At 69.3% G+C, this 23,834-nt stretch carries 15 protein-coding genes; all 15 read right to left on the minus strand.

Features of this window, described 5'->3' with window-relative positions:
- Positions 1-75 precede the first annotated feature (75 nt).
- Positions 76-915, minus strand: coding sequence for a glycosyltransferase family 2 protein (locus ACQKDV_RS02430; RefSeq protein WP_427782199.1), 840 nt, complete (start codon positions 913-915; stop codon positions 76-78).
- A complete protein-coding gene (locus ACQKDV_RS02435) occupies positions 912-1,766 on the minus strand; it encodes a glycosyltransferase family 2 protein (RefSeq protein ID WP_427782200.1) in 855 nt (284 codons plus the stop codon). Before ACQKDV_RS02435 ends, ACQKDV_RS02430 begins: the two co-directional genes overlap by 4 nt.
- Before the next feature lie 562 nt (positions 1,767-2,328).
- A complete protein-coding gene (gene gspD / locus ACQKDV_RS02440; RefSeq protein ID WP_427782201.1) occupies positions 2,329-4,536 on the minus strand; it encodes a type II secretion system secretin GspD in 2,208 nt (735 codons plus the stop codon).
- A 9-nt stretch (positions 4,537-4,545) separates the two neighbouring features.
- Positions 4,546-5,337 (minus strand): hypothetical protein, encoded by a 792-nt coding sequence (locus ACQKDV_RS02445; RefSeq protein WP_427782202.1) that lies wholly within the window; start codon positions 5,335-5,337, stop codon positions 4,546-4,548.
- Positions 5,327-6,028, minus strand: a complete 702-nt coding sequence (gene gspM / locus ACQKDV_RS02450) for a type II secretion system protein GspM (RefSeq protein ID WP_427782224.1) — start codon at positions 6,026-6,028, stop codon at positions 5,327-5,329. The genes ACQKDV_RS02445 and gspM overlap by 11 nt, the downstream gene beginning before the upstream one ends.
- On the minus strand, positions 6,003-7,166 hold the full coding sequence (locus tag ACQKDV_RS02455) for a PilN domain-containing protein (protein ID WP_427782204.1): 1,164 nt from the start codon (positions 7,164-7,166) through the stop codon (positions 6,003-6,005). Before ACQKDV_RS02455 ends, gspM begins: the two co-directional genes overlap by 26 nt.
- Complete coding sequence (locus ACQKDV_RS02460; protein ID WP_427782225.1) at positions 7,163-7,972, minus strand: general secretion pathway protein GspK; 810 nt, start codon at positions 7,970-7,972, stop codon at positions 7,163-7,165. Before ACQKDV_RS02460 ends, ACQKDV_RS02455 begins: the two co-directional genes overlap by 4 nt.
- 50 nt (positions 7,973-8,022) lie before the next feature.
- Positions 8,023-8,655 (minus strand): type II secretion system protein J, encoded by a 633-nt coding sequence (locus ACQKDV_RS02465; RefSeq protein ID WP_427782205.1) that lies wholly within the window; start codon positions 8,653-8,655, stop codon positions 8,023-8,025.
- Positions 8,652-9,071 (minus strand): type II secretion system protein XpsI, encoded by a 420-nt coding sequence (xpsI, locus tag ACQKDV_RS02470; RefSeq protein ID WP_427782206.1) that lies wholly within the window; start codon positions 9,069-9,071, stop codon positions 8,652-8,654. The genes ACQKDV_RS02465 and xpsI overlap by 4 nt, the downstream gene beginning before the upstream one ends.
- Positions 9,068-9,562, minus strand: a complete 495-nt coding sequence (gene xpsH, locus ACQKDV_RS02475) for a type II secretion system protein XpsH (RefSeq protein WP_427782207.1) — start codon at positions 9,560-9,562, stop codon at positions 9,068-9,070. The genes xpsI and xpsH overlap by 4 nt, the downstream gene beginning before the upstream one ends.
- A 6-nt stretch (positions 9,563-9,568) precedes the next feature.
- A complete protein-coding gene (gene gspG / locus ACQKDV_RS02480) occupies positions 9,569-10,012 on the minus strand; it encodes a type II secretion system major pseudopilin GspG (protein WP_427782208.1) in 444 nt (147 codons plus the stop codon).
- 50 nt (positions 10,013-10,062) lie between these two features.
- Positions 10,063-11,283 (minus strand): type II secretion system protein XpsF, encoded by a 1,221-nt coding sequence (xpsF, locus tag ACQKDV_RS02485; protein WP_427782209.1) that lies wholly within the window; start codon positions 11,281-11,283, stop codon positions 10,063-10,065.
- Positions 11,284-11,307: 24 nt separating this feature from the next.
- Positions 11,308-13,029 (minus strand): type II secretion system ATPase GspE, encoded by a 1,722-nt coding sequence (gene gspE / locus ACQKDV_RS02490; RefSeq protein ID WP_427782211.1) that lies wholly within the window; start codon positions 13,027-13,029, stop codon positions 11,308-11,310.
- 143 nt (positions 13,030-13,172) lie between these two features.
- Positions 13,173-15,026 carry a S8 family peptidase gene (locus ACQKDV_RS02495; protein ID WP_427782213.1) on the minus strand — a complete coding sequence of 618 codons (1,854 nt, stop codon included), beginning with the start codon at positions 15,024-15,026 and terminating at the stop codon, positions 13,173-13,175.
- 153 nt (positions 15,027-15,179) lie between these two features.
- Positions 15,180-23,591, minus strand: coding sequence for an ESPR-type extended signal peptide-containing protein (locus ACQKDV_RS02500; RefSeq protein ID WP_427782214.1), 8,412 nt, complete (start codon positions 23,589-23,591; stop codon positions 15,180-15,182).
- Positions 23,592-23,834 lie beyond the last annotated feature (243 nt).

The following is a 23,834-nucleotide window of genomic DNA, read 5'->3' on the forward strand; positions in this document are numbered from 1 at the left end:
CAACGGTCCGCACCCACCCTCCACCGGACCCGGTAGATCCACGCCATGCGTGGATGCGATGCCCCGCGCTGGACGTCAAAGCGCCTTGCGCAGCAGCTTCGGCAGCAGCATCAGCGCATGGGCCCAGATCGCCCCCCACACCATCACCCGTACCGGCAGCGAACGCTGCTTCGCCTCGAACTTGCTGAAGTAGCGCCACAGGCCACGGTGCTTGTGCCATTCGACGAAGAACGGCCGCGAACGGCTGGACACACCGCGCACGTGGGTCACCCGCAGATCGTTGGCGATGGCCACCACGCCGCCAGCCTCGCGCACCCGGCGGCACAGGTCCAGGTCTTCGGCATGCAGGCGGTAGCCGGCATCCCAGCCGCCGATGCGGTTGAACAGCGCACGCGGCATCAGCAGCAATGCGCCGGACAGTGCCGGTACCCGCTGCAGCGCCTGCGCTGGGTCGCGCGGAATCGCCAGCCTGCCCCCGCGTCCCGGGGAGCGCAGCATGGCCAGGAAATCGGGGTCGCGGCGGCGCACGGCGTCATCGGCAACGCCGTACTCGTCCACCTGCTCCACGCCCAGCAGGCAGTCGCCCAGGTCCAGCGCACGACCACGCAGTGCGGCCAGGGTGGCGGTTTCCACCAGCAGGTCGGGATTGATGAAGGCCAGCCACGGACTGTTTGAATCGGCCACGCCCTGGTTGTTGGCGGCGGCAAAGCCCGGATTGTCCGGATTGCCGATGAAGCGGACGCGTGCATCGTGGCTGGCATGGCGCTGCACGATCTCCAGAGTGTCGTCCTGCGAGCCGTTGTCCACCACCCGGATCTCGGCTACGTCCTGCGCCTGGCGCAGCCGCGACAGGCAGGCATCAATGGTGCTGCCGCTCTGGTAGGTAACGACGATGGCGGCGATGGCGGGGTTCAAGCAGACGGCTCCGGCGACGTGGGGACGGCGAACAGGTCGCCCTGGTCACGCGGCATTATCGCCTGCCGCAGCCGTTGCTGCAGGTCGTCGCGCAATGCATGCAGCGGATCGTGCATGAGGAAATCGGCCAGGCGCGGCATCCAGCCCGGCCAGCGCGCGGCAAGCGCTTCCAGGTCGCCCTCGCGGCTGATGGCTTCACCGGCGCGGCTGACGAAGGCGTTCTCGCACAGCACATTGCGCCAGCCCAGGCCGGCCATGCGCAGGCTGAGGTCGACCAGCGCGGCATTCCAGCCGAGGTAGCTGTCGACATCCAGGCCACCGGCACGGCGGCGCGCGTTTCCGCGCACCAGGACCGCATGGGTGACCGCAGAGGGCAGTTCCGGGTGCAGGTTCGGCAGCGACGCGCAGGCCTGCGCCAGCAATGCGCTGTCGGTAGGTTCGGGACTGATTTCGCCCAGGCGTGGCCACGCGGCGGTTTCGCCGGCGTTGCACCAGGGCGTGGCGGTGGCGATGGCGGCATCGCGGGCGAAGGCGGCCTGCAGCTGCTGCAGCCAGCCCGGCGCGGGCACGCTGTCGGGGGCGAGCACGGCCACGTCCAAGCCGTCGCAGGCGCGCAGCATTTCATCAAGGTGGGCGACCTCGCCCAGCGGACGCGCACGGCGGGTGTATTCGGCCTGCAGCGGGGTATGCGCCAGCCAATGCTCGACTACGGCCTGCGCGCGTGGCCCGGCCTGGGCGTCATCGGCCAGCCACACAGCGGTGCCTGCCGCCGTGCCGGCGTCGAGCGCGGCCAGGCAGCGATCAAGGGCGGCATCATCCACCCCCAGCGGCAACAACACGATCGCCCCCATCCCGCCTCCGTGGTAGTCGCTGGCGGTAGCGTAGCACCGGCAGGGCTGCGCCCTGCACCTGCTCAACGCAACGGCAACGGCAACGGCCAGAGCCAGAGCAACGGCAACAGCTGGCTATCCGTGAGATGGCGGGGTGGGTCCGGTTGCGGGGGGCGCCGTGAATCCGTCCATGGAGGCTCGGTCGCCGCATCCATGCGGCTCACGCCCCCGCAACCGGACCCACCCCGCCTTCGACAGCTTTCTACGGTCTGTCGGAAAGGCACGGGGTCGGATCCCGTTGCTGCGCAACGGGATCCGACGCCATTTTGAATATTGATATCTGACAGAAAAATCGTGCCGACCAACGGTCGGCACCCACCATCAGCCGCCGGCCAACTGTCGAAGGTGGGGCGGTGTCGGATTGCGGGGTGTCCGCCGCATGGATGCGGCGGCCAAGCCTACACGGACGTACTTGCGGCGTCCCCGCAATCCGACACCGCCCCGCCAACCCACGGATAACCCGCTTTTGCCGTTGCCGTTGCATTGAGCAGGTGCAGGGCTGCAAGCCCTGCCACAAAAAACCCTACTTCCTGCGCTCGCGCGTGGGGAACGGTTCCATCGCGCGGAAGCGGTTGCTGTACTCATCGGTCAGCGTCCGCGCTTCCTGCCCGTTGCGCACGATCGTCGGGGTCAGCAGCACGATCACTTCCGAACGCTTGTTCACCTTGCCCTTGCTGCCGAACAGACCACCGATGATCGGCAGGCGGCTCAGGCCTGGGACACCGTTGGAGGTGTCCTCATCGGAGTTGGTGATCAGGCCGGCCAGCATGATGGTGTCACCGCTCTGCAGTGCCGCCTCGGTGGAAATCTTGCGGGTGTTGATGGGCGGGTTGCAGGTGCTCTTGGTCGGGTCGCAACCCGACGGCGTTGCGCCGGCTGAACTGACTTCCTGCACGATATCCAGGAACACCACGCCATCGCGGGTGATGCGCGGGCGCACCTTGAGGATCACGCCGGTGTCCAGGTACTGCACCTGGCTGTAGGTGCTGTCGCTGATGCCAGTGTTGACCGAGACCGAGTTGATCGGAATCTTGGTACCGACGTTCAGCTGCGCCTCGGCGTTGTTGCGCACGAAGATGGACGGGGTCTGCAGCAGGCGCAGGTTGGTCACCTGGTCCAGAGCACTGACCACCGCTGCGGCGTTCTTGCCAAGGAAGGTCCAGCCGGTCTCGCTGCCGGTGATGGCACCGGCGAAGCTGCCCCAGATGTTGCGTCCCAGCGCGCTGGGCAAGGTAGCGCCGCCGGTGGCACCGGTGTAGCTCTGGCCCTGCACGGCATTTTCGAAGAACCAGTTGACGCCGTACTTCAGGTCGCCGGTCAGGTCGACTTCGGCCACCTGTGCTTCGATATGCACCTGCATCGGCATCACGTCCAGCTTCTCGATCACTTCGCGGATCGAACGCCAGGCCTGCGGGGTGGCACGCACCAGCAGTGCATTGGTTTCTTCCACCGCCGAAACACCGACGGTGTCACCTTCCACATCGAGGCTGACACTGATATTGCCTTCCTGTCTCTGCGGCAGGTTCATGGTACTGGCCATGCCGCCGCTGGCGCCGGTCGTGCTGTTGCTGCTGCCACCGAAATCGCTGGTGTTGTTGCTGCTGTTCTCCCCGCCGCGGCTGTCCAGCTGCATCGGCGTCGCGCCCGGGGCCAGCCCGACCGAAGAACCCCGGCTGTTGCGGTTGTTGCTGCTGGCGAAGGCTTCGGCCAGGCGCTGGGCCAGGTCACGCGCCTTGATGTAGCGCAGTTCGTAGGAGAACAGGCGGGCGCTGCCGCCGGCGGTGTCGATGCGGTCCAGCCACTGCTGGATCTGGTCCAGGTAGCGCACCTGCGGGGTGATGACCAGCACGGCGTTGGCGTTTTCCAGTGGCAGGAAGCGGAACATGCCGGCGCTGGGCGTCTTGCTGTCTTCACCGAACACCTTCTCCAGATCGTTGGCGACCTGCTCGGCCTTGCCGGACTGGATCGGGAACACGCCCACCGACATGCCCGACAGCCAGTCGACGTCGAAGATCTCTACAGTACGCAGGTAGTTTTCCAGCTCGGCGCGGGTGCCGCCGAGGGTGATCACGTTGCGGCCGGTGTCGACATTGACGATGGCATTGGGCCGCGCGTACGGCTCCAGCACCTTCTTCATCTCGCTGGCGGAAATGAACTGCAGCGGCACCACCCGCACTTCGAAGCCACGGGCGCTGGAGGCCGGTGCGGTGCTGGGAGCGACGGTGCCGGCCAGGGCCTGGTCGGCGGCGACGATGTTGTAGCGGCCACCGCTGTAGACCATGCGGGCGTTGTTCCAGCCCAGCACCATTTCCAGCAGGTTCAGCGCCTGGGCGGGCGACACCGGCTTGGGCGTGGCCAGGGTGACCGTGCCCTGCACGCCCGGCGCGATGACGTAGTTCTGCCCCAGCATGTCACCGAGGATGGCCTTGACCACCGCGTGCACCGACTCGCCTTCGAAGTTGAAGGTGGCGCTGCCGCCGCTGGCCGAATGCAGTGCCGGTGACGGCGCACGCGCAGCCTCGCGGTTGATCATGGTGCCGCTGCCCCGGCGGATCACCGCCTGCGGCGTACCTGCAGCGGCATCACCTTCGACGACCTGGGGATCAGCCGCAGCGGCACCGGCTTGCGCGGGCGGCGGGGTGGCACTGCGATGGACGTTCGGGCCGGACACGGTGGCGCAGCCGACCAGCAGCGTCAGGGCGAGGGACCAGGGCAGAAAACGCAGGTTCATGCATTCACTCTATCGGTTGGTGCCATCGCCCGGGGGCGGCGACGATTGTTGCTGCTGTTGCTGCAGCTGACGGCGACGGGCCTGGATGCGTTCGCGGATGGCCTGCATCTGCGCTTCGCTGGGGCCGTTGGTGTTGGCGGCGGCGGGGGCCGCATTGATGGGTGCCGGCGGCGCAGGCGGTACGGCCGCAGCGCCACTGGCCGCACGCGCGGCGGCGACCGGTTGCCCTGCCGCAGGCGGTTGCGGCGGCGGCGGTGCAGCGGCCGGCGGCACCGTGCCATTGGCACCGCGCAGCACGGTGGGCGGTTCCCCGCCCTGCCCGTTGAACGTGGCCAGTTCCAGCACCTGGCTGCCGCTGGGCCCGATCACCGTGGCCTGGCGTGGCTCCAGCGCGACCAGCTGCCAGCCATCCACGGCGTCACCGTTCAGGCGCAGGCGCAGCGAACGGTTCTGTTCGGTGGTGAAGGTGGCCATGCTGAAGCTGTCCGTCAGCAGCACACCGGTCAGGCGCAGCGCGGCGCTGGCGGCCGGTTCACTGCCACCCAGCAGATAGGGACGCGGCCGCCGGTCTTCGGCAAACAGCGGTCGTTCGCCGATGGCCTGGTAGCTGTCGGCAGCGGCCATGCGTTCGGCGGCCATCGGCGGCAATGCGGGCAGCGCGGCGGTCTGCCCGGCGGCATCGCTGTCGGCCGGGGCCAAGCGACTGCCAAGGCCGAAGCCCGTGGCCAGCCAGGTCGCGCCGGCCCAGCCGGCCAGTGCCAGCAGGAAGCCGGTGCGCAGGGTGATCGGATCACGTTTCATCGGCGCCCTCCGCTTCCACGGGTGGCTCGGCCGGTACGCTGCCGGCCTCGGCGGCAGGCGCCGGCGCGGCGGATGCCGCAGCAGGCGCAGCGGCATCGCCACCGGTGCCGGGCAGCAGGTACCCGGCCAGCTCGAAGGACACATCCAGGCCAAGGCCCGATTCATTGGGTGACTGCTGGAAGCGCTGCGCGATGAGATTGAGGTTGTCGACGAACAGGCGCGGGCTGCCGGTTTCCAGGGTGTGCAGCACGGCGGCCAGTTCGGCCACGCCGCAGCGCAGGCGCACCTGCATGGCCACGCGCACGAACTCGGCATCGCGGCGGTTGTCGGTCAGCGGTGTGCGGTTGCTGATGGTGCAGCTGCGGTTGCCCGGGCTGGCGGTAGCCACCGCATCCTGCACGCGTGCGCCCAGGGCAGCGGCGGCGGCTTCGGCCGTGGCTTCGCGCAGGAAGCCGGGGCGCTGCTTCAATGCCTCGCGGGTCTGCTGCAGGCGCTGCTCGATCTGCGGCTGCTGCTGCAGCTGCGCCTGCACGCGCTGCTGGCGCTCGCGCAGCGCGGCCACGTCATCGTTGATGGCCAGCAGCGGCTGGGTGAACCACGGGTGCACCAGCAGCAGGTAGACCAGGCCCAGCACGGCGACCAGCAGCGCCAGTGCCAGCCAGCGGTCACGGCGTGCGCTTGGCATCGGCATCGGCATCGGCCGTCTCCTTGGCTGGGGCGGCAGGCGCAGTGGCAGGGGCCAGCGGCTGCAGCTCGGCGGTCAGCGTGAAGCGGTCACGGCCGCTGCTGGCGCCATCGGCCTGCAGCACGCCGGTCAGGTTGACCTTGCGCCATTGCGGGGCGTCCTGCAGCAGCTGTACCAGCTGCGAGGCTTCGCTGCTGAGACCGATCAGCTGCAGGTTGTTGTTCTCGATGGCCAGTTTTTCCAGATAGGTGCCATTGGGCAGGCGTTGGGTCAGTTCGTTCCACAGTTCCACCGTGCTGGCGCGCTGGGCGCGCTGCTTTTCCAGGAACGCGGCCCCGTCCAGCAGTGCCTGCAGCTGGCTGCGTTCGCTGGCCACACCGCGGGCACTGCGCGCACTGCGTTCGACCTCCGCGCGCAGGGTGTCGGCGGCCTGGCGGCGGTTGTCCAGCAGCTGCGCGGCGGCCAGCGCCAGCATCACCACGGCGGCCAGGCCCAGCAGCAGGTTCCAGCGCCGCATCGGGTCATGGCGGGCTTGCCGCTGTGCCTGTGGCAGCAGGTTGACCTGCAGCGGCTGGCCCTGTGCATCCAGTACATCGATGCCGGACAGCGCATCGCCCCAGGCGCCGACCTGGCCGCGCCAGGCCTCGAGCTGGCGCAGCGGCCAGGCCACCAGTTCCACCTGCAGCAGGCCTTCGCCGGCACTGCCGCGTTCGCGGACGTCATAGCTGACCTGGCTGGATTCGAACGGGGTCTGCCGGTCGATCTCGTAACCGACCACGGCGCGCAGGCGGTCACTGGCCGCCATGGGCAGGCGCAGCGTGCGCACCAGGACCTGCGGCTCGGCCAGCAGCCAGACCCGTGGCAGGCCACGCAGGCGCGCATCGAGGACACGGTCCAGTTCCGTCGGCGGGGTCGGCCACGGCAGGCTGGCCACCGCTTCCAGGCCCTGCCCGGCTTCGCGCCACACCTGCAGCAGATCACCCTGCCGCTGCAGCAGCAGGCGGCTCTGCGACCAGCCCAGCGCCCACTGCCAGCGCGCCGGCACCCAGGCCAGCAGGGACTGCCGCCACCAGCGCAGGAAACGGCCCGCACCGGGGCCGATCCGCCCCTGCGCCTGCCGCAGGCTGTCCTGCCAAGCCGTCATCGTGCTGCCATTCCCTGCTCCCAACGAAGCACCGTGTAGGTTCGTCCGGGCACACCGCCCGATCCATTGCGTACCACCGCCTGCAGTACCGACAGGCGACCGCTGCCGTCGATGGCACGGGCCTCGATACTATAGGTGCCGCTGCCGCTGGCAAGCGTTGACGGCGTCGCACCGGAACGTTCGTCACGCTCCTGCTGCGCGCGCTGGGCCAGCACCTGCTCGGCATCCAGGCCCAGTGCGGTCAGAACCGGCCCGCCCGCCACTCGGGCATCCGGCCGCGCCTGGCGGCTGTAAAGGGTCAGGTACGGCAGCATCGACCGGTACAGCGAGGCGCGCATGCCGAGCACGCGCTGCAGTTCGCCCAGGGTCTCGAAGCGCTTGTTGCGCGGGCCATACGGCAGGCCGGCGGCCGCATAGTCCGGTGCCTCGGCACCGCCGCCGGGCTGCAGCAGGCTGTCCTCGTCGCGCCAGTCGATGATGGCACCGGCCAGCTGCCGGGCCTGTTCGGCGGGCTCGCCCAGGGCCTGCAGGAACGCGGCCAGCAACGTCGCGTCCGCCAGATTCAGGTTGATCTTGCCGTTCTCGTCCATCACCCGGATCTCGACCGGCACATCGTCGTACTGCCAGCGATAGGTGCGCCCATCGGCCTGCCACGCCGGGCGCAGCGGATCCTGGCGCAGGCGCAGCAGCGCATATTCCAGGCCGGCGCGGGCACGTTCCTGGCCGCGCGCATCATCGCCGAGCACGCGCTGCTGCAGATGCTCCACGCGCGCACTCAGGGCGAATGCACCGACCAGCGCGGTCATCAGCGCGATCAGCCACAGCACCAGCACCAGCGCGGCCCCACGCTGGACGATCACCGCGCACCTCCCATGCCACCGGCATGCAGAGCGACCACCAGCGCCGGCCACGGTGCGCCGCGCACCGGAACCACCTGCACTTCCACCAGCAGCGGCAGGCGCCGGGTGTCGTCCCAACGGGGCAGCCATTCGCTCATCTGCCCATTGGCAGGATCGAGGCCGCGGTAGCGCAGGCGCACGTCCTTCAGCCCGTCGGCCAGCACCTCCGGCGGACGCGGCGGAGTTTCCGGCAGCTGCTCGCCTTCCTGCAGCAGCACCAGGTCGAGCAGCAGGCGTCGCTGGCCGGGGGAACCTTCAACCTGCAGCGTGTGCAGGTAAGGGCCACCGCGGCCGAGATAGCCGGGCAGATCGGCGACGAACTGCATGCCCTCGCCGTCGCCGTGGAAATACACCGGTTCGCGCGTGGGATCAAGCACTTCGATGGGGCTGCGCAGGGCGCCGCCCAGCTGCCGCCGCAGCAAGCCCTGCACCGCGCGCATGCGTTCACTGTCGGCCGCGATCTGTTCGCCCCGCTGGCTGACCGCCATTGCGCTGCGCACGCTGGCAAAGGCCAGCGCCAGGCCACCGGCCAACAGCACGGTGGCCAGCATCACTTCGACCAGGGTGAAGCCGCCCGCGCGACGCTTCATCGTGCGCTCTCCAGGTCCGGCGGCAACAGGCGCAGGGTGCGCCAGTGCAGGCGTTCGCCCGCTCCGTCGCCCCAGCGCACCTGCAGCTGCAGCTCGGCCAGCCACGGCGCACCTGGCGACTGCGTGGGCGCCACATCACCGGCACGCGGTTCAGTCCACGGCTGTACCTGCAGCTGCCAATGATACCGGCCCTGCTCCCATTCCCCGCTCTGGCTGCCCACCTGCAGCGGCGCTTCGACACCGGCGCTGGCCAGCAGCGACTGTGCGTGCAGCACCGCACGCGTGCGCAGGCCAGCATCACTGACCTGGCGCGCACCGCCGGACAGGCTGCCCAGCAGCAGGGTCAGGGCCAGCCCCAGCAGGGCGAAGGCCACGATCACTTCAAGCAGGGTAAAGCCGCGCGCGGATGTCTTCATTGCGCCCGCCACGGCCCGGAACGCACTTCGCCGGTCAGCCAGCCCACATCGATGCGCCACTCGGCGGCACCGCGCTGCAGGCGGATGCGGCCGCCGCTGGAACCACCATCAGGGTGAAACTCGATCACGCCCTGCCCGGGTGCATCGGAAAGCTGTGCGGCACCTTCAAACACGACCTGTACCGGTTCGGGCACCGTGCCACGGTGCTGGTTCGCGCCCTGCCAGCGGTGTTCCGCCGGTTCGATCACGAAGCGCTGCGGTTCGCCGCGTGCGATGGCCTGGGCCCGCACCATGCGCAGCTGGCTGGCGATGTCCTTGCCAGCGCTGCGCAGCTGCATGCCGGCAAAGCCACGCGACAGGCCGGCGGCGGTGATCAGGCCGATGGCGGCGATCAGCGCGATCACCAACAGCATTTCCAGCAGCGACAGGCCGGTGGCGCGCCTGCCGTGCAGACGCGGGCGTGGCAGCCGGCGCGGCAGGTACAACGTCATGCGCTCTTACGGCTCGTAGCGGATATCGGCGTCGACACTGCTGCCGCCCGCCTTGCCGTCCTTGCCCAGGCTGACCAGCTCGTAGGCCTGGCCTTCGCCGGGCGCGCGGTATTCCAGCGCGTGGCCCCACGGGTCGTTCAGATCGGCCGGCTTGGCATACGGGCCCAGCCAGCCACCGACGCCGGCCGGCGCGGTCACCAGGTCGTTCAGCGAGCCGGGCAGCTTGCCGGTGTCGATCTGGTAGTTGTCGATCTTGGATGCCACGGTCTGCACCTGCGCCTTGGCGATGTTGGCCTTGCCGCGGTCGGCACCGCCCAGCACACGGCTGGCGACCAAGGTCAGCACCGCGCCGATCAGCACGATGACGATGATGATCTCCAGCAGGCTCATGCCGCTCTGGTGGCGTGCGCTGGCGAAGGACAGGCGGATCGGTCGACGGGAAGCAAGCATGGTCGGTCCTTTCAGTTGCGGTGAGTCGAAGGTTGCGGAAAAGGCCATCGTCAGCCGATGGCGTTGGTGAGGTCGTACAGCGGTACCAGCACAGCCACGATGACCGCGCCGACCACCGAGGCCAGCACCAGGGTGATGGCTGGCACCATCGCCGCCAGCAGGCGGTCGATGCGGCGGGCGCTGTCCTGTTCGAAGGTGTCGGCGGCCTTGAGCAGCATCGTATCGAGCGCGCCGGATTCCTCGCCGACCTGGATCATCTGCAGGGCCAGGCGTGGGAAGCGCTTGCCGCGCGACAGCGCCAGCGACAGGCCGGCACCGTTCTTCACTTCATCGGCGGCGGTGTCCAGATCGGCGGCCAGCGCGCGGTTGCCCAGCACGTTGCGGGCGATGCCCAGCGCCCCCAGCAGCGGCACGCCATTGCGCAGCAGCGTGCCCAGGGTGCGGGCCAGGCGCGCGGTTTCCAGTTCGCCCAGCAGGCGGCCGATGCCGCGCCGCTGCAGCAGCCAGCCATCCAGCGCCAGGCGCGCGGCAGGCTGACGGAACTGCCGTTCCAGCAGCAGCGCCGTCACCGCCGGCACCACCAGCAGCAGGATCCACCAATCGCGCATGAACAGGCCCAGCTGCAGTACCGCGTTGGTGAACCACGGCAGGGCCACGTCCAGGCTTTCATACATCTGCGCGAACTGTGGCACCACGTAGCCGAGCAGGAACAGCAGTGCGCCGCCCACCACCACCAGCAGGATGGCCGGGTAGACCAGCGCGTTGACCACCTTGCCCTGCAGCGCGCGGCTGCGTTCGAGGTAATCGGCCAGGCGCTGCAGGGTTTCATGCAGGCTGCCACCGGCCTCACCAGCGCGCACCATGTTCACGTACAGGCGCGAGAACAGGCCATGCTGGCGTTCCAGCGCCGTGGACAACGGCGCACCGCCACGCACGACGTCGCGGATGTCGGTGATCGCGCGCCGCGAGCGTTCGTCCTCGGGCAGGCCGAGCAGGATCGACAGCGCGCGGTCCAGCGGCTGGCCAGCGCCGAGCAGGGTCGACAGCTGCTGGGTGAACTGCAGCAGCGCCGCGCCCTGCAGCGGGCGCGGGCGGAACAGGCTGCCCAGGCTGCTGCCGCCCATTGCACCGCCTTCGGCCAGGCGGGTTTCCATCGGCAGATGGCCCTGGTCCTGCAGGCGTGCGACCAGCTCGGCCTCGCTGGCCGCTTCCATCTGGCCGTCGAAGACTTCGCCGTGCGGGTTCAGCGCCTTGTAACGATAGGTGGGCATGTCAGCGTCGATCTCCCGCGCGCATCACCCCTCCTCGGTCACGCGCAGGACTTCCTCGATGGTCGTCTGCCCGCTCAGGGCCTTGGCCAGGCCGTCTTCGTACATGGTGCGCATGCCGGCCTCGCGGGCGATGCGTTCGATCTCGCCCATGCCGTCGCGGCGCATCACCGCGCGCCGCAGCGCGTCGTTCATCACCAGGAATTCCATGATGGTGGTGCGGCCCAGGTAACCGGTCGGTGCCAGTGCCGAGGGCTTCGGACGGAACAGGTGGATCGGCCCCTGCGGCTGCAGGCGGCGCAGTTCGAAACGTTCGATCTCCTCCGGCGAGGCTTCGTAGCGCTCGGCGTGGGTGGGTTCCAGGCGGCGCACCAGGCGCTGGGCGAGGATGCCGTTGATGGTGGACGTGAGCAGGTAATCCTCCACGCCCATGTCGAGCAGGCGGGTGATGCCGCCGGCCGCGTTGTTGGTGTGCAGCGTGGACAGCACCAGGTGGCCGGTCAGCGCCGACTGGATGGCGATGCGCGCGGTCTCCAGGTCGCGCATTTCGCCGATCATGATGATGTCCGGGTCCTGGCGCACGATGCTGCGCAGCGCGTTGGCGAAGTCCAGGCCGATCTGTGGCTTGGCCTGGATCTGGTTGATGCCTTCGATCTGGTATTCGACCGGATCTTCTACGGTGATGATCTTGACGTCGGCCGTATTGAGCTGGCTCAGCGCGGTGTACAGCGTGGTGGTCTTGCCCGAACCCGTCGGGCCGGTGACCAGCAGGATGCCATGCGGTTGTTCCAGCACCTTGCGGAACTGCGGCAGGAAGGCATCGGTGAAACCCAGGCGATGGAAATCGAACACCACCGTCTCGCGGTCCAGCAGGCGCATCACCACGCTTTCGCCATGTGCGGTGGGTACGGTACTGACGCGCAGGTCCAGCTCCTTGCCCTGCACGCGCAGCATGATGCGGCCATCCTGCGGCAGGCGGCGCTCGGCGATGTTCAGCCTGGCCATGATCTTGATGCGGCTGATGACCGCCGCGGTGAGGTTGGCCGGCGGGCTTTCGCCCTCCACCAGCACGCCGTCGACGCGGTATCGCACCTTCAGGCGGTTCTCGAAGGGTTCGACGTGGATATCCGAGGCACGCAGTTCCACCGCACGCTGGATGACCAGGTTGACCAGGCGGATGACCGGGGCTTCGGAAGCGAGGTCGCGCAGATGCTCGATGTCATCCACTGCACCGCCTTCGCCGTCGGCGGTTTCCACGATCGCGCCCATCGCGCTGCGGCCTTGGCCGAACCAGCGCTCGACCAGATCGTCGATCTCCGCACGCATGCCCAGCACCGGGCTGACCGGCACGCCCAGTGCCAGTTGTACGGCCTGCTGCGGATACGCATCGTGGGCGTCGGCCAGCCACAGGCGTACGCCGTGTTCATCCAGCGCCAGCGGGCAGACGTGGAACTGCTTCAGGAAACGCAGCGACAGCGGCAGGCCTTCGGCCAGCGACTGCGGCGGCGCTTCAGGCAACTGCCTGCCTTCCAGCAGCGGCAGCCCGAGCACGTCGGCGCTGGTCTGCGCCTGGTCGCGTTCGGACACCAGCCCAAGCCGTACCAGCAGGCCCAGCAGGCTGCCGCCGGCTTCGGCATGCAGCGGCCGAGCACGTGCCAGATCCCCTTCCTTGAGCCGCCCGCGCGCCAGCAGCGCATCGAGGATGCGGCCTTCAGCGTCGTCGATGGCAGTGGCAGCGAGCGCGTTCACATGACTCTCCTGTCGATCTACCCGACTTTAGCAGTTCAGCCGGGACTTCCGCTGTCCCGTCGGAGTGTTTCGCAGAATGACGAAGCCCGTCACAACAACATGACGGGCTTCGCGCGTTCATTTACGACAGAACAATGGCAGGTTTATTGCGTTGCCAGGATGCTCACGCCGCTGTAGGCCGCCTCGCCCACCACCTTCACGTAGTAGGTGCCGGCCACCGGCTTGGCCACGCGCACGGTTTCGGTGTTGCCCGGGCGGGTGGACTTGGCATCGTTGTCGGTGGCGGTGGGCACGCGGCCCTGCGCCACATACACCGAGACGTTACCGGTGCCGCCATAGGTCAGCACGCTCAGCTGCTTGCCGGCCACCGCTTCGAAGGTATAGACCGTCTCGCTGCCGGTGGCGCCGGCCACGCCGCTGACGGCGACCTTGTTGGTCAGCGGAATGCCTTCCGGCTCGCAGTTTTCGGTGCAGGGTTCAGCCAGCGCCTTGGCCAGCGCGGCCTTGGCGTCGACGATGCCAGTGCCGATCGGGGTGGACGCCGGGATGGCGACCGGGAACGGACGCGCGGTTTCCTTCAGCAGCGCGCGCAGCGCGGCCGGCGCCAGCGGATCCTTGCCATTGGCGATGAGTGCGCTCTGCACCAGGGCCGCAACAGCGGCCACGTGCGGCGAGGCCATCGAGGTACCGCCCAGGCCCATGTAGCTGTAGCTGCCGGACTCCGGCGTGGTGGCCGCATCCGAACCGGACTGCCAGATGTAGCCCCCCGGGTTGCCGTCCACGCTGCCACCGCCACCCGGACCGGACAGGTCCACGCGCGCACCATAGTTGGAGTAGTAGGTGATGCCACCGGTGATGCGGGTCGCACCGACGGTCACCACGCCTTCGCAGCTGGCAGGCCGGTAGTTGGCGGCGTTGTCAGTTTCGTTGCCGGCGGCCACCACCACGGTGGTGCCACGCGAGATCGCGCCGTTGATCGCATCCTGGTAGGCGCCCGCGCAGGCACCGCTGCCGCCCAGGCTCATGTTGATGATTTCAGCCGGGTTGGTGTTGGCCGGGATGCCGGCGACGGTGCCACCGGACGCCCAGGTGATCGCATCGGTGATGTCGGAGAGGTAGCCACCGCACTTGCCCAGCACGCGCACCGGCAGGACCTTGGCCTTGTGCGCGACACCGGCCATGCCGACGCCGTTGTTGGTCTGCTCGGCGACGGTGCCGGCCACGTGGGTGCCGTGCCAGGAGCTGTCTTCCGGCTGCGAGCCGTTGTAGCACTCGTTGGCGTTCTCGACCCAGTCACCGTAATCCTGTGCGCCCGGCACGCGGTCGTCGGTGGCACGGCGCGAGGTCTCGGCGTCACTGATGAAATCGTAGCCTTCCAGCAGGTTGCCGACCAGGTCCGGGTGCTGCGGCAGGATGCCGGTGTCGAGCACGGCAACCACCACGCCCTCACCCTGCGAGACATCCCACGCCGCCGGTGCATTGATGCCGCCGGTGGCGTTGCCCAGGTGCCACTGGTACTGCGCGTAGTACGGATCGTTCGGCACCAGGGCCGGCTTCACGTCGCCCGCGCGCAGCTCGCTGCGGCGCAGCTTGACGTCGGCTTCGGCGTACTGGACCGACGGGTCGGCCTTGAGCTCCTTCAGCACGCGCTGCAGTTCGGCCGGCGCCAGTCGGCCCTGCAGGCGGATCACGTCCGCGCCGATGCCAAGCTTGCGCACCACCTGCGGGCCCAGGGTGCTGGCACGGCTGGTGCCACCGGACAGGCTGGCGCGGGTCAGTGCGGACTGCACGGTGGACAGCTTGGCCGAGCGGTCGCTGGCGGCAGCGGTACCGGCGCGGTACTTCACGATGATGCGCTCGGCACCCGCTTCAGCGGTGCTGGCCTGGCGCACCGGCTCGCGGGTCGGCAGGCCGGCAGCGTGGACCGCACCTGCGGCGGTCATCGACAGCATGGCGGCAGCAAGCACGTTGATGCGAAGGTTCTGCTTATTGATCACGTCACATTCCTCTTCTGGGTCATGGTTGGATCCAACACTGCGGCCATCATTCCTTGACGGTTCCCGGCTGGCCGAGCCGGGGTTGCCGAGACCTCCCCTCAGGCCCTGTTGCAGAAGCAGCGCCGGCGGCGTGACCACCGGCGCGTTGTCGCCTTACCAACCGAAGCCGGCACCGACGCCCACCGAGGCGTCATCACTGCTGAACGCACCGCCCAAGGTGACCGTGGCGCGGTCGCTGATCGCACGCTGGTAGCCGAGCGACATCGCCGATTCGCCACCCTGGAAACCGATGCCGACACCGACCCGGTTCTGGGTGCGGATGCCGGCGGCACTGGTGGCCATGTTGAGCATGGCTGCGCTCATCGCGCCCTGGCGGTCGATGCGGCGATCCATGTTGCGCAGGCGTCCGTCCACTTCGCCCTTGAACACATCGAAGCTGTCGGCAACGGCCTGCACGCGGCTGTCGGTATAGCTGTTGGCGGTGGTGATGCCGCGGTCCAGCTGACCCTTGTTCACCGCATCGGTGGCCGCAGTACCGGCGGCCACATTGGTGACCTGGCGTTCGTTGCCCTCGCTGCCTACCGAGACGGTGTTGGCACGGTCAGCCACTGAGCCCTGGCCCAGTGCGACCGCATTGGCCGCCGAGGCCGTGGCCCCCTGGCCGATGGCCGTGGACGAGGCCGCCGTGGCGACAGCGCCGTCACCAACGGTCACGGCGTTGATGCCGGTGCCGGCACTGGCCACCGCCTGTGCGGTGCCGGCCGTCGCAGCGGTGGGCGTGCCCTGCACGCCGGCCGTGGTCGCTGCGGTATCGGCGGCAGTGGCGGCGGTGATGCTGGCCTTGCCGGCGTCCATCACCGCGGCCGAACGCAGGCTGGCGGTGCGTGCACTGCTGCCACTGGTCCCAGCGGTGCGCTGGTCAAGCTCGGTCACCTTGCGGTCCAGCGCGCCCAGTGCGTCGCCGACATTGCTGTAGGTCGAGCCCTGGATGACGTAGTTGGGCGCAACGAACAGGCCCTGCATGCCAACGCTGGCACCACCGCCGAGGATGCTGGCTGCATCGCTGAGCGACTGGAACAACTGGCCGCCGTTGACCGCCTGGCGGCTGCCGGCGGCAATGCTGCCGGCACCGACGTTGTCGATGACGGTGCCTTCGATGCCGGACAGGGTCAGGCGATCACGGCTGGCATCGTCATAGCCGACGGCATTGGCGGCGCTGGTTTCCACCGTGGCGATGCGCGAGTCGAAATCACCGACGCGGGTCTCAACCGCACCCACGCGCTGGTTGGTGACGTTGAGCTGCGAACCGGTGACCGCATCAGTGCTGCCGGCGGCAATGCGGCCGTCAGCCACGTTGACGATGCGGCGGGTGGCGGGACCATCGGTGCCGTTGCCGCCACCGACCGAGATCACGTTGGCTTCCACCGCACGTGCGCCGGCACCCAGCGCCACCGAGTTGCTGCCGGTAACCGCGCTGTTGGCACCCAGGGCCAGCGATGCGTTGCCGATGGCGTTGGCGCTGCTACCCACGGCATTGCTGCGGTTGCCACTGGCGCTGGCGTTGGAACCCACGGCCACCGCATCGGTGCCGCTGGCGGTGGCCATGCCGGTACCGTTGGCCTTGAAGCGCTGGCCCACTGCATCGGCAGTCGCGGCCACCGCATCGAGCTGGCCCTTGTTCACTGCATCGGTGGTTTCAGTACCTGCGGCCACGTTGGTGATCTGCCGCTGCGTGGCCGCATTGCCTACCGATACTGTGTTGGCGCGGGTGGCCTGCGAGCCGTTGCCGAGGGCGACGCTGTTGGCCGCACTGGCCGTGCTGTTGGCACCCAGTGCGGTGGCATCGGTCGCGTCAGCCCAGGCATTCCAGCCGATGGCGCTGGCGTAATCGCCCGTGGCCCAGGCACCGGCACCGAAGGCAGCTGCGCCGGTACCGCTGGCACGCGCCGGGATCAGGCCGTAGTAGGTGCTGCCGCCGATGGCCACGCTCTCGTCACCGGTAGCCTCGCTGGACTGGCCCATCGCAACCGCATTGGCACCTGCCGCTGCCGCACCGAAGCCGACCGCCGTGGTGTTCGCGCCGGTCGCGGCCGAACCGTAGCCCAGCGCGGTGCCGAGACGGCCACTGGCTTCGCTGTAACCGCCCACTGCGGTGGTGCCGTCGGCCGTGGCCGAGGCGCGGAAGCCGCTGGCCAGCGACTGTGCGCCACTGGCGATGGCCTCGGCACCGTTGGCGGTGCTGTAGACGCCCGTTGCCTGGGCGGCGTTGCCGGTGGCGGTGCTGCTGATTTCACTGGCCACTGCGCCACTGCCATACGCGGCGCTGTTTTCGCCGGTGGCCTGCGCCTCGTTGCCGACGGCCGCCGCATTGATGCCGGTCGCCAGGCTGTTGAAGCCGACGGCCGTGGCATTGCCGGCCAGGGCGGTGGCACCGCTGCCCAATGCGGTGGTGCCATTGCCGATGGCGTTGGACGCTTCGCCGGCCGCCAGTGCGTTGTCGCCTTCCACGTAGGCACCGGCATCACTGTCGGCGCTGGCGCTGGCCTGGAAGTACCTGCTGGTCCCTTCCGCCGTGGCGGCGACGGCATCCAGCTGGTCCTTGTTGACCGCGTCGGTGCCTTCAGTACCTGCAGCGACGTGGGTGATCTGGCGTTCGCTGCCAGCGCTGCCGACGGCCACGGTGTTGTCACGGTCGGCGGTGGAACCGGCGCCGAGCGCAACGCTGTTGATGCCGTTGGCAGTGGCGCTGGCACCGAGCGCGGTGGACTGCGCACCATCGGCCCATGAGTTCCAGCCGATGGCGGTGGCGTAGTCGTCGGTGGCCCAGGCACCGGCACCAAAGGCGGCCGCGCCGTAACCGCTGGCACGCGCCGGAATCAGGCCGTAGAAGGTGCTGCCGCCGATGGCAACGCTTTCATCGCCGCTGGCTTCGCTGGAATCACCCATGGCCACCGAACTTGCACCGGTGGCGGCAGCAAACACACCCGCTGCGGTGCTGTTGGCACCACTGGCCAGCGTGCCGTAACCCAACGCCGAACCGAGGCGGCCGCTGGCTTCGCTGTAGCCGCCGACCGCGGTCGTGCCGTCGGCCGAGGCCGAGGCGCGGAAGCCGCTGGCCAGCGACTGTGCGCCACTGGCAACTGCTTCGGCACCGTTGGCGGTGCTGTAGACCGCCGTGGCCTGTGCACCCGCACCGGTCGCGGTGGTGCTGGTTTCGCTGGCGACGGCACCGCTGCCCAGCGCGGCGCTTTCTTCGCCGGTGGCCTGTGCGTTGGTGCCGACCGCCGCCGCGTTGGCGCCGGTGGCCAGACTATTGAAGCCCACTGCCGTGGCATTGGCAGCCAGGGCGGTGGCACCGCCGCCGAGCGCGGTGGCGCCATCGCCGATGGCGTTGGCGGCTTCACCGGCCGCCAGTGCGCTGTCACCTTCAGCCAGGGCGCCGGCATCGCTGTTTTCGCTACCGGCAGCCTGGAAGTACTTGCGGGTGTTCTCGGCCACTGCGGACACGGCGTCCAGCTGATCCTTGTTCACCGCGTCGGTGCCTTCCGTACCGGCGGCGACATTGGTGATCTGGCGCGTATTGCCTGCCCCGCCGACCGAAACCGTGTTGTCGCGGTCGGCAATCGAGTCGGCGCCCAGCGCCACGCTGTTGGCGCCCTGCGCCTCCGCCGCGTTGCCAAGCGCGGTGGCATTGGTGCCCGGTGCCCAGGCGCCACCACCGACGGCCGTGGAGTAGTCACCCGAGGCTTCGGTGGCCAGGATGCCGAACAGCGAGCCGCCGATGGCCACGCTGTTTACACCCGTCGCCAGGCTGCCCTGGCCGGTGGCCGTGGCGTAGGCACCGGAGGCTTCCGAATCGCCACCCAGGGCCACGCTGTTGGAACCGGAGGCGCTGGCGAAGTTGCCCAAGGCGGTGGCATTGAACGCCGACGCGTTGGCATAGCCACCGATGGCGGTGCTGTAGCCGCCGGTGGCTTCGGCACCGATGCCGAACGCCGCCGATGCGGTACCGCTGGCCACGCTTTCGCTGCCGACAGCGGTGGCCGCCTCGCCACTGGCCGTGCTGAAGTAACCCACCGCCACGGCTTCCTCGCCACTGGCTTCGGACAGCACGCCGCTGGCGGTGCTGCCTGCACCGCTGGCCACGGCTGCGGCACCGAAGGCCGCGCTCTGCTCACCGCTGGCTTCGCTTTCGGCGCCCTGCGCGGTGGCGTACTCGCCGGTGGCCTGTGCGTTGGCACCGATGGCGCTGGCGTTGTCTGCGCTGGCCAGGGCGTTGAAGCCCAGTGCCTGTGCGTTGCTGCCGATGGCATTGGCACCGCTGCCCAATGCGGTGGCGCCATCGCCGATGGCGTTGGCCGATTCGCCGGCCGCCAAGGCATTGTCACCCTCTACGTAGGCGCCGGCATCGCTGTCATCACTGCCGCTGGCCTGGAAGTACTTGCTGGTGGTAGCCGCGCTGGCCGCGACGGCATCCAGCTGGGCCTTGTTCACCGCATCGGTCGCCTGCGTGCCGGCGGCAACATTGGTCACCTGACGTTCGTTGCCGGTGCTGCCCACCGAGACGCTGCGGTCGCGGTCGGCCACCGAGCCGGCACCCAGAGCCACGGCGTTGTTGCCGCTGGCAGTGCTGCCGGCACCGATGGCGATGGCGCTTTCACCACCGGCCACGGTGTTGGTGCCCACTGCGATGCTGTTGATGCTGTTGCCCAATGCCTGGAAGCCCAGCGCAACGCTGTTGTCGCCGTAGCTGAAGGCACCGCGGCCCACGGCAGTGGAACTGGTGCCGTTGGCCCAGCTGTTGTAGCCGATGGAGGTGGCGCCATTCGCGCTGGCCCATGCCGCCGGGCCGACGGCCGACGCATTGGTGCCGGTGGCCCACGCGCCCGCGCCAAAGGCGGTAGCGCCCTCTTCGCTGGCAGTGCTGTAACCGCCGACGGCCGTGCTGTCGGCGGCCTTGGCGAAGGCGCTGTCGCCGATGGCGACCGCATAGCTGCCGGTGGCGCGCGACTTCCCGCCCGCGGCGAAGCTGTTGTCCCCGGTCGCCTGCGCCGCATTGCCGAAGGCACTGCTGCTGGCTCCGGTGGCCTGTGCGGCGTTGCCCACGGCGGTGGAGCCGGCCGAGGCCGTGGTACCGACCTGCACCGGATTGCCTTCGTCATCCAGCAGCGGCTGGTTGTACTCGTCGTAGGCCTGGCCGAGGCCACCCACGGCCACGGCACCCTCACCATCGGCGAAGGTGTTGCGCCCCAGCGCGACGGTGTCGGCACCGATGGCGGCCGCACCCGCACCCTGTGCGAGGGCGCCTGCGCCTATCGCGTTGCTGGCCGAACCGGCCGCGACCGCACCTTCGCCTTCGGCGTAGGCGCCGGCATCGCTGCCCTCCTCGCCCTGCGCCTGGAAGAAGTGCGCGGTGGTGTCGGCGGTGCTGGCCACGGCGTCGAGCTGGGCCTTGTTCACCGCATCGGTGGCTTCGGTACCGGCGGCTACCGAGGTGATCTGGCGTTCGTTGCCTTCGCTGCCGACGGCCACGCTGTTGTCGCGCACGGCTTCAGAGTTGGCACCGAGCGCCACACTGTTGGCGCCGCGAGCCGTGGAGTAGTAGCCCACGGCGGTGCTCTGCGTGCCGCTGGCCCAGCTCTGCGCGCCCAGCGCGCTGGCGTTCTCGCCCGGCGCATAGGCGAAGTAGCCGACGGCCACCGATTCGGCGCCGGACGCTTCGGTCAGGCTGCCGTTGGCCACGGCATGATCGCCGCTGGCGATGGCCCCGGCACCGACGGCCGTGGCCGCTTCACCGCTGGCCTGGGTCTGCACGAAGAAACCCAGACCGGGGATCAGATCGGCCGGGCCACCGATGGCCACGCTGCTGGTGCCGGTGGCGTTGCTCTGCGTGCCCAGCGCGGTGGAGTAATCACCGACAGCATTGGCCACCGCACCGAAGGCGGAAGACTGCGCGCCGGCGGCATAGGCACCGACGCCATACGAGGAGGCGGCGAAGCCGCTGGCTTCGGCGCTGGCACCGACGGCCGTACCGCCGACACCGGCACTGGTGGCGCCGGTTTCAACCGGGACACCCCCGCTGGTGATCAGCGGATTGCCTTCTTCGTCGACCGCAGCGCCACCGACGGCGACACTGCCCGGACCTGCAGCCTGCGCGTTGTAACCGAACGCGGCACTGTTCTGGCCGCTGGCCAGCGCGTTGTTGCCCACGGCGGTGGCGCTCTGCGCAACCGCCGTGGCACCGGCGCCTACGGCTGTGGTGCCGTTGCCGATGGCATTGGCGGCCTCACCTGCGGCCAGCGCGTCATCCCCCTCTGCCAGTGCACCGGCATCGCTGTTGCTGCTGCCGGTGGCCTGGAAGCGCTTGGCGGTGGTGTCGGCCACGGCGGCAACGTCCTTCAACTGTCCGACATTGACCGCGTCGGTGTCTTCGCTGCCCGCGGCGACGTGGGTGACCTGGCGTTCGCTGCCAGCACTGCCGACGGCCACGGTGTTGTCACGGTCGGCGGTGGAACCGGCCCCGAGCGCAACGCTGTTGATGCCGTTGGCAGTGGCGCTTGCGCCCAGCGCGGTGGACTGGGCACCGTCGGCCCATGAGTTCCAGCCAATGGCGGTGGCGTAATCGTCGGTGGCCCAGGCACCGGCACCGAAGGCGGCCGCACCGTAACCACTGGCACGGGACGGAATCAGGCCGTAGAAGGTGCTGCCGCCGATGGCCACGCTTTCATCGCCGCTGGCTTCACTGGAATCGCCCATGGCCACCGAACTTGCGCCGGTGGCGGTGGCGAACACGCCTGCGGCGGTGCTGTTGGCACCGCTGGCCAGCGTGCCGTAACCCAACGCCGAACCGAGGCGGCCGCTGGCTTCGCTGTAGCCGCCGACGGCGGTCGTGCCGTCGGCCGAGGCCGAGGCGCGGAAGCCGCTGGACAGCGATTGTGCGCCGCTGGCGATGGCCTCGGCGCCGTTGGCGGTGCTGTAGACGGCCGTTGCCTGTGCACCCGCACCGGTCGCGGTGGTGCTGGTTTCACTGGCCACCGCACCGCTGCCCAGTGCGGCGCTGTCGCTGCCGCTGGCCTGTGCATTGGTGCCCACGGCAGATGCGTTTTCGCCGGTGGCCAGGCTGTTGTAGCCCACCGCCGTGGCGTTGGTGGCCAGGGCGGCGGCACCGCCGCCAAGCGCGATGGCGCCATCGCCGATGGCGTTGGCAGCTTCACCGGCCGCCAGTGCGCTGTCACCTTCAGCCAGAGCGCCGGCATCGCTGTTTTCGCTACCGGCAGCCTGGAAGTACTTGCGGGTGGTCTCCGCCGTGGCGGCAACCGCATCCAGCTGGTCCTTGTTCACCGCATCGGTGCCTTCGGTACCGGCGGCGACGTTGGTGATCTGACGGGTATTGCCTGCGCCGCCGACCGAAACCGTGTTGTCGCGGTCGGCAATCGAGTCGGCGCCCAGCGCCACGCTGTTGGCGCCCTGCGCCTCTGCCGCGTTGCCAAGTGCGGTGGCATTGGTGCCCGGTGCCCAGGCGCCACCACCGACGGCCGTGGAGTAGTCACCCGAGGCTTCGGTTGGCAGCAGGCCGAACAGTGCGCCACCCACGGCCACCGAGTTGGTGCCGGTGGCCAGGCTGCTCTGGCCGGTGGCGGTGCTGTAGGCGCCGCTGGCCTGGGCATCACCACCCACGGCCACGCTGTTGGAGCCGGTGGCGCTGGCGGCATTGCCGACAGCGGTGGCATTGAAGGCCGAGGCGTTGGACAGGCCGCCCAGTGCGGTGCTGTAACCGCCGGAGGCTTCTGCACCGACACCGAAACTGGCCGCTGCGGTACCGCTGGCGGCGCTGCCCGCACCGACGCTGGTGCTGCCACTGCCGACGGCCTGCGCCTGCGCGCCGATGGCGGTGGCGCTGTCGGCGGTGGCCTGTGCGCCATTGCCCAGCGCGGTGGTGTCGTCGCCGCTGGCAACGGCCGATGCACCGGCCGCCAGTGCGCCCTCGCCGTCGATCTGCGCAGCATCGCTGTCATCGCCAGCGCCATCGGCCTTGAAGTAACGCCTGCCCCCGGCAGCTGCGGCGGCCAGCGCGGCCTGGGTGGCCTGCGCCTGGGCATCGAGCTGTGCGCGGTTGACCGCATCGGTCGCCGCCGTGCCCGCAGCCACGTTGGTGATCTGTCGTTCGTTGCCCGCCGCGCCCACCGAAACGGTGTTGGCACGGTTGGCGTTGGAGCCCGCGCCGAGGGCAACGCTGTTGGCGGCGCTGGCGGTGCTGCCGGTGCCCACCGCCACCGCATTGCGGCCACTGGCGTTGGCGCTGCCGTCCACCACGCACTGGTCGATCAGGCTGCTGCTGAGGGTGACGCAGTTGGCGTTGCCACCGATCTCCACCGACTGGGCGGCGGCCAGGCCCGTGCCTCCCAGTCCCATGGCCAGAGCAAGCGCTGCGGCCAGCGTCAGCGGCCGGACCGCGTCACGGCGCTGGTCGACGACCCCACCGCGCGCGTCGGAAGAGGCCAGTTCCGAGGCCACCACCAACTGACCCAACGCTTTGTTCCAGACCTTGCGATAAATCCGATTCATCGATACGGCTCCTGATTTTGGACTGGTTTTGGGCAAAGCAACGCCAGCGCCGGACCTTCTGGTCCAACGTCCCCTCGGGGCGTTATTCGCGTGATTCACTGCGGGTATTGCCGGGCATCGCGCAGCGACAGAAAACCGGGCGCAGGCGACGTGCGGTTACTGCGGTATGAACAGATTTGAAACAGGGCCCAAGTGTTAACGGCAACTTTCTGGATCGTCAAGACTTTGACGCAGCAATTGCCA

This window comes from Stenotrophomonas sp. NPDC077659 (genome assembly GCF_050268705.1).
Lineage (GTDB): Bacteria > Pseudomonadota > Gammaproteobacteria > Xanthomonadales > Xanthomonadaceae > Stenotrophomonas.

Excerpts from the sequence above, each read along its gene's own strand:
- gspM (WP_427782224.1), bottom strand. The coding sequence starts at position 6,028 with ATGCCGATGCCAAGCGCACGCCGTGACCGCTGGCTGGCACTGGCGCTG.
- ACQKDV_RS02455 (WP_427782204.1), bottom strand. The coding sequence starts at position 7,166 with ATGACGGCTTGGCAGGACAGCCTGCGGCAGGCGCAGGGGCGGATCGGC.
- ACQKDV_RS02460 (WP_427782225.1), bottom strand. The coding sequence starts at position 7,972 with ATGACCGCGCTGGTCGGTGCATTCGCCCTGAGTGCGCGCGTGGAGCAT.
- xpsI (WP_427782206.1), bottom strand. The coding sequence starts at position 9,071 with ATGAAGACATCCGCGCGCGGCTTTACCCTGCTTGAAGTGATCGTGGCC.
- xpsH (WP_427782207.1), bottom strand. The coding sequence starts at position 9,562 with ATGACGTTGTACCTGCCGCGCCGGCTGCCACGCCCGCGTCTGCACGGC.
- ACQKDV_RS02435 (WP_427782200.1), bottom strand. The coding sequence starts at position 1,766 with ATGGGGGCGATCGTGTTGTTGCCGCTGGGGGTGGATGATGCCGCCCTT.
- ACQKDV_RS02445 (WP_427782202.1), bottom strand. The coding sequence starts at position 5,337 with ATGAAACGTGATCCGATCACCCTGCGCACCGGCTTCCTGCTGGCACTG.
- ACQKDV_RS02465 (WP_427782205.1), bottom strand. The coding sequence starts at position 8,655 with ATGAAGCGTCGCGCGGGCGGCTTCACCCTGGTCGAAGTGATGCTGGCC.
- gspD (WP_427782201.1), bottom strand. The coding sequence starts at position 4,536 with ATGAACCTGCGTTTTCTGCCCTGGTCCCTCGCCCTGACGCTGCTGGTC.
- xpsF (WP_427782209.1), bottom strand. The coding sequence starts at position 11,283 with ATGCCCACCTATCGTTACAAGGCGCTGAACCCGCACGGCGAAGTCTTC.
- ACQKDV_RS02500 (WP_427782214.1), bottom strand. The coding sequence starts at position 23,591 with ATGAATCGGATTTATCGCAAGGTCTGGAACAAAGCGTTGGGTCAGTTG.
- gspG (WP_427782208.1), bottom strand. The coding sequence starts at position 10,012 with ATGCTTGCTTCCCGTCGACCGATCCGCCTGTCCTTCGCCAGCGCACGC.